Origin of the sequence: Companilactobacillus halodurans (genome assembly GCF_009600985.1) — a bacterium.
Lineage (GTDB): Bacteria > Bacillota > Bacilli > Lactobacillales > Lactobacillaceae > Companilactobacillus > Companilactobacillus halodurans.
In genome coordinates this window covers 1-1,240 of the sequence record NZ_VDFP01000187.1, presented here as the reverse complement: position 1 = coordinate 1,240, position 1,240 = coordinate 1, and the positions used below count along the sequence as shown (strand labels likewise).

2 protein-coding genes are annotated in these 1,240 nt (G+C 34.5%); one reads left to right on the top strand and one right to left on the bottom strand.

The genetic code is table 11. From position 1 onward, the window contains the following. A partial coding sequence (gene hemH / locus FHL06_RS13505) for a ferrochelatase (RefSeq protein ID WP_153387147.1) occupies positions 1–863 on the bottom strand: 863 nt, incomplete at its 3' end. Between the two features lie 163 nt (positions 864–1,026). Between hemH and FHL06_RS13500 the strand changes: the two genes are divergently transcribed. Further along, a partial coding sequence (locus tag FHL06_RS13500; protein ID WP_153387146.1) for a hypothetical protein occupies positions 1,027–1,240 on the top strand: 214 nt, incomplete at its 3' end.

Genomic DNA, 1,240 nt, shown 5'->3' with positions numbered 1-1,240 from the left:
AGTTGAAATTTATCACCACCACAGGCTTTAAAGGTCTGATAATTTTGAACGTAATCTTCTTCTAGTGTTTCCAAACAATCGGCTACAAAGGAAGGTGTGGCAATGAGAATATTTCGTTGTCCCAGTTCAACAGCCTGCATCAGAGCATTTTTTAAGTAAGGCTTTAGCCAAGGCATAGGTCCAAATTTTGATTGATAGACTGTTTTGATTTGATCAGATGGGATATTTAGGAGTTTTGTAACAGCTTTTGAAGTAGCTTCACATTCAGTTTGATAGGGATCACCATGTTTAACCATAGCGGTGGGAATGCTGTGGTAGCTAATGAATAATTCGTCATAGGAACCCTTATTCCATTCGGCTTGAATCTGATCGGCGAGAATTTTTTGATAGACTGGTTCATCATAAAAGTGTCTGATGATTGTCAGATCAATATCAACTGTTTGAGCCTGTTCAATAATAGACTTGGTTGTACTTTGCGTGTATTGAGGGAACAAAGGAAGCAAGATAACATTGGAACAGCCATCAATTTTCATTTGATGTAAGGTTTCAGCAATATCAGGTTGTCCGTAAGTCATTGCCATTTTGACATTCCATTGTGGCAATAATTTTTGTACCTGTTTAGTAATCATTTCAGTATAAACAATTAATGGAGAACCGCCTCTCATCCAAGCATGTTGATAAAAGGTTGCAGAACGCCAGGATCGTAGTGGTAAAATGATACCCCTTAAAAGTGGTTGCCAAAAAAACTTGGGCATCTCAATTACATTTTGGTCACTCAAAAATTCTTTGAGATAACTTTTTACATCATTTGTTTTGGGAGATGCAGGCGAGCCTATATTTACTAATAGTAATCCCTGTGTCATATGTATTTCCCCCTAATGTTATTTAGTTTCATAATATCATAATTGATAAAATAATCTTTTTTATTTATTTAGTAATGTAAAAAGTTAGACAAACTGTCATATATCATGCTAATATAAAAATATACTAATGATAACGATAAGATTTTAGATAAGGAGATGGACTATGAAATTGAAAAACGATAACTTAATGAAACTTTTAACTTCCGAGTTAGAACCCAAGATCAGCATTATCTTACCGATTCATCCGGAAACTCCTCAGGCAGAAACCAACTTGTTAGCCTACAAAAATCTTCTAAAAGATGTCAAAAAAGATTTAGAACTAAATTATCCACGTCGGGAATGGAATAATGCAGCTAAAAATTTAGAATCCTTAATTC